The sequence below is a fragment of the Microbacterium sp. Bi128 genome, assembly GCF_918698205.1.
The window spans coordinates 1-4,598 of the sequence record NZ_CAKKMM010000333.1; the positions used below are offsets into that span (position 1 = coordinate 1).

The 4,598-nt window shown below is 68.6% G+C and carries 6 protein-coding genes; 1 reads left to right on the forward strand and 5 read right to left on the reverse strand.

What is annotated here, in order from left to right; translation table 11 throughout:
* Window positions 1–569, reverse strand: a 569-nt coding sequence (locus LQV45_RS18320) for a FadR/GntR family transcriptional regulator (RefSeq protein WP_230008249.1), incomplete at its 3' end; no start/stop codon positions are given.
* A 14-nt stretch (window positions 570–583) separates the two neighbouring features.
* A complete protein-coding gene (locus LQV45_RS18325) occupies window positions 584–1,078 on the reverse strand; it encodes an SRPBCC family protein (RefSeq protein WP_230008250.1) in 495 nt (164 codons plus the stop codon).
* Window positions 1,079–1,117: 39 nt separating this feature from the next.
* Between LQV45_RS18325 and LQV45_RS18330 the strand changes: the two genes are divergently transcribed.
* Window positions 1,118–1,891 carry a gamma-glutamyl-gamma-aminobutyrate hydrolase family protein gene (locus LQV45_RS18330; protein WP_230008251.1) on the forward strand — a complete coding sequence of 258 codons (774 nt, stop codon included), beginning with the start codon at window positions 1,118–1,120 and terminating at the stop codon, window positions 1,889–1,891.
* 21 nt (window positions 1,892–1,912) lie between these two features.
* On the opposite strand, the gene LQV45_RS18335 is transcribed toward LQV45_RS18330, so the two are convergent.
* From LQV45_RS18335 to LQV45_RS18345, 3 genes are all read right to left on the reverse strand, one after another.
* Window positions 1,913–2,947 carry a Gfo/Idh/MocA family oxidoreductase gene (locus tag LQV45_RS18335; RefSeq protein ID WP_230008252.1) on the reverse strand — a complete coding sequence of 345 codons (1,035 nt, stop codon included), beginning with the start codon at window positions 2,945–2,947 and terminating at the stop codon, window positions 1,913–1,915.
* Complete coding sequence (locus tag LQV45_RS18340; protein ID WP_230008253.1) at window positions 2,944–3,738, reverse strand: TIM barrel protein; 795 nt, start codon at window positions 3,736–3,738, stop codon at window positions 2,944–2,946. Before LQV45_RS18340 ends, LQV45_RS18335 begins: the two co-directional genes overlap by 4 nt.
* On the reverse strand, window positions 3,738–4,598 hold an 861-nt coding region (locus tag LQV45_RS18345; protein WP_230008254.1), incomplete at its 5' end, for a Gfo/Idh/MocA family oxidoreductase. The genes LQV45_RS18340 and LQV45_RS18345, both read right to left, overlap by 1 nt.

Below are 4,598 nucleotides of genomic sequence, written 5' to 3' on the forward strand. Positions count from 1 at the left end.
TGCTGGATCACCTCGACGGCCGACGTTTCGCGCCGGGTCACGTACAGCAGCTGGCCCAGCTGGGCGAACAGGGCCCGGACAAAGGGGTTGCCGGACGCCTTCAGGACGGCGTCGTGGAAACCAATGTCCGCCTCTACGAAGCGGTCCAGGTCGCCGGAGTCGTGGAAGCGCTTCATGTCCGCGATGCACTCGCGCATGCGCTCGGCCTGCTCCGGGGTATAGCGTTTGGCGGCGAGCGCCGCGGCCCCGGTCTCCACCATGCGGCGCATCTCAATCAGTCCCACCGAGACCTGGTCGGCCGCATTGCCATGGGAGGCTGCCTTGAAGATCGCGTCCAGGCCGGTCCAGTTGTCCGTGGGATTGACGAAGGTTCCCCGGCCGGCCTTCACATAGAGGATGTTTTGCGCCCGGAGGGCTTTGAGGGCCTCACGCACGGTGAGCCGGCTAACGCCGTAGGCCTTGGCGATGTCGGCCTCGGGCGGAATCGGGTTGTGGGGCAGGAGCTTTCCGTCAAGGATTTCGGTCAGCAGGCCGTCGACGAGATCGTCGACCAGTGTCCTGCGGCCCATCCCAGTTCCCACCTTCAGTCTCGTTTCGTGCTGCCATCCACATTACCCATGTCCGGGTGCGCAGCCATGTAGGCGTCGAGCTTGGCAAGCGTCTGTTCCAAATTGACCGGATGGCGGCGCAGGTAGCCGGCCAGCCGGAGAAAGCTCTTTCCACGGACCCGCCGCGCGTCCCATTGCTCGGTCACCAGCGTGCCGGGGGTACCGTCCGGGCCCGTGGCCGGATCCAGCAGGTAGCGCCACACGTGGCCGTAGAAGTGCCGCCACGCGATCCTGTGGCCTTCCTCGAACTCGCAGACCCTGTTCAGGATCTTGTAGTTCACCCGCATGCGCATTTGCATGCCGAACCTGGCGCCGAGGTACAGCCGTCCGGGCCCGCGCGGCTGGACGCCCTTGACCGTGTCCGAGCCGTCGATCACGCTGTGCAGGGCAGGCGTGGCGAGCACCTCGAAGATGGCTTCGGGGGCGGCGGCGATGTACCGGCTGCGGGACACGAGATAGCGGGGATTCATCTAGTAATCCTAGTCCGCGATCGTGTTGCAGAATGAGGCATGCAGACTTCCCGCTACCCCCTTCGCGGCCGGCCGCGCATCGGCGTTCCCGTCCGCCTCAGCAGTTCCTCCGATCCCGACCCGCGCGTGGCGGAAGCCAACGCATTGTTCGAGTACATCGTGGGGCTGCTGCGCGAGGGCGGCGGCGAACCGGTGCTGCTCGACGCTTCGGGGCCCGACGACGGCGGCCTCGCCGCGGCGATGGCCTGCCTTGACGGCGTCGTCCTTCCCGGCGGCGGCGACCTCGACCCCGCCCTCTACGGCGAGCTGCGCGGTGACGTCTGCTACGACGTCAGCCCTGGCCAGGACGCGCTGGATCTCGCCGTGGCGCGTCTTGCGATCGACGCCGGGCTGCCTGTGTTCGGCATCTGCCGCGGGCATCAGCTGCTCAATGTGCTTTACGGCGGGACGCTCATCCAGGACATGGCGCCGGGGACGGTGGCGCACCGCGAGCCCGCGCCGGTGCACGGGGCCGGCCCGTGGGCCTGGCATGAGGTGGCGGTGCGGGCCGGCTCCAGGGTGGCCGCGCTCTACGGCGGCGGTTCCGGTGCCGTGAACGTGAAGATCGCCTCCGGCCACCATCAGGCCGTGGCCCGGGTGGCCGGAGGGTTGCAGGTGACGGCCGTGGCCGAGGACGGGACCGTCGAGGCGCTGGAGGATCCGGAGCGCTGGGTGGCCTCGGTCCAGTGGCACCCCGAGGCCCTGGAGCTCCCGGCCGGGGAGCGGCTCGCGCCGTTCCGGGCCTTCGTCGAGGCGTGCCGCACCCGGCCCTGAGCCGGACGCCCCGGTCCGTAATCAGCTGCCGACGCTCACCGTCACCTTGACCGGGGCACCGGTGGCCAGCGATTCCTGGGCGGCATCGGCAACCCGGGAGGCCGCGACGGCGTCTTCCGGAGTGCATGGATTCTCCCGGCGGCCAAGGATCAGTTCGACGAACGCCTCCATTTCGGAACGGTACGCCGTCTCGAACCGCTCGGCAAACGTCAGATGCGGCTTCCCCGCGGGGAAAGCGATCCCCGCTTCGGCGGAGGCCAATGCCGTCTTGTCGTCCAGGCCCACCATCAGCGAGCCGCGGGAGCCCTGGATTTCCAGCCGGACATCATGGCCCGCCCCGTTGTAGCGGGTCGCCGAAACCGTTCCCACGGTGCCGTCGTCGAACGTCACCAGCGCGAGGGCCGTGTCCACATCGCCGGCCGCACCGATGGCCGGATCCCCGTTGTTGGAGCCCTTGGCGTAGACCTCGACGATTTCGCGGCCTGTGAGCCAGCGGAGGATGTCGAAATCGTGGACCGAGCAGTCACGGAAGAGCCCGCCGGAGCTGGCCAGGAACTCGACCGGGGGCGGCGTCATGTCGCAGGTGACGGCACGCAGGGAATGGATCCAGCCCAGCTCGCCGGCCTGGTAAGCGCGGCGGGCTTCCAGGTAGCCGGCGTCGAACCGGCGCTGATGCCCGATCTGCACCACGCCGTTCCGGTCCCGGATGTAGTCGAGCACCGGCAGGGCGTCGGCCACGTTCAGGGCCACGGGCTTTTCGCAAAACACCGGGATCCCGGCGTCCACGCCGGCCTTGATGAGCTCGGGGTGGGTTCCGGTTCCGGTGGCGATGACCAGGCCGTCCAGCCCCGAGGCCAGCAGCGCCTGGACCGAGGGCAGGAATTCGGCACCGAGAACGCGTGCCACCGTCCGGGCGTGCTCTTCGGCGACGTCGGTGAGGCGTAGGCGGACACGGATCCCTTGTGGGTTCAGGACCTCGTTGAGGGCGGCGATGTTGTTGGCGTGCATGACCCCGATCCGCCCAACGCCGGCGAGTCCAAGGATTACGTCTTTCATACTTCTACTCTCATGTTTGGTGCGGGCACGGTGAACGCCGCACGGAAGGCCTCCAGGGCCGCATAACTGTCGCCACTGGCCCACGCTTCCATGCCCACGGTTCCTTCGTAGCCTGCGTCCGCGAGCGCCCTGGCCACGGCCGCGTAGTTGATTTCCCCGGTTCCGGGTTCGCAACGGCCGGGAACGTCTGCCACCTGGATTTCGCCGAGGTATGGCAGGGCGGTCCGGACGAGCTCGACCAGGTTCCCCTCCCCCATTTGGGCGTGATAGAGATCCAGCATGAGCCTGGCGTTCGGGTGCCCGGCCGCCTGCACGAGCGCCAGGGTGTCCTTGGCCCGTGCCAGCGGGATGCCGGGGTGGTCCCGGATGGTGTTGAGGTTCTCGAGGCAGAACGTCACCCCGTGCTTCTCACCGAGCTTCCCGAGCCGTTCCAGGGTCCGGGCGCCGGTGGCCCACATGTGTCCGCTGGAGCGGTAGACAGGCCGCGCCGCGTGGCCGTCGACGAGTTCCGCCGGGTGGACCACCAGACGGCTGACGCCAAGTTCCAGGGCGGTGGGGATCAGGGACTCGGCGGTCCGCACCACCTCGTCCGCCGTGTCCGGATCCACGAGGCTGCCGGAGCTGTATCCGGTCATGGAGGAGAACACCGCCCCGGTGGCCTTGAGCGCGCCGATGTCCTTGGGCCGCGAGTCCCAGAGTTCGACGTCGAAGCCGGCCTCGTGGAGCCGGCGCACCCGCTCCGTGAACGGCAAGTCCGTAAAGACCATCTCAGCGCACACGGCGAGCCGCATCAGAGGACCACGTTCTCGTTGACGGCCACTGTGTTGACCGTTGCCGGGGTCCCCCGCTTGACGGACTCTATGCAGGCCAACGCCACGGCCAGTGCGCGCCGGGCGTCGCTGGCTCCCGGAGTGAGAGTGAAGGGCTTCGACTCCGGAGCGGTACCGTCACGCCGGGCGCGCACGGCGTCGGCGAAGTCAGCCAGCTCGTCTGTATAGGCCTGCCGGAAGAGCTCGACGTTCAGCCGTGGGGTGTCGGCGGACATCCCCTCGGCGGTGAACCGGCGGGCGGCGGTTTCGGTGGCGCGGCCGGCCTGGACCATGCCCTTGGAGCCGAAAACCTCGCCGCGGATGTCGTAGCCGTACAGCGCGCTGAAGTTCGCCTCGGCGACGGCGATCGCGCCGTTGCTGTAGCGGATGGTCACGACGGCGGTGTCCAGGAACCCCTGGTCCCGCAGTCCCGGCTCCACAAGCGCGTCGGCAACCGCATAGACCTCCACAGGTTCGGCGCCTTCGTTGAACCAGTTCAGGGTGTCGAAGTCGTGGATCAGGGTTTCGAGGAAGATGGTCCACGCGGGGATCCTTGCGGCGTGGCCGATGCTCCCCGTGCCCGGGTCCCGGGTCAGCGAACGAAGCAGTTGCGGCTGCCCCACGATTCCGGCGGCGAGGTCCTTCTTGGCCGCTTGGAAGTCTGCGGCGTACCTGCGGTTGAAGCCGATCTGGAAGTGCACCCCGGCGGCGTCGACGGCGTCAAGGGCCGCGTCGAGCTCCTCGAGCCCCTGACCGGCGGGCTTCTCGCAGAAGACGTGTTTTCCGGCCGCTGCGGCCTGGCCGATCAGGGCGGAATGGAAACGCGCGGGGCTGGCGATGAC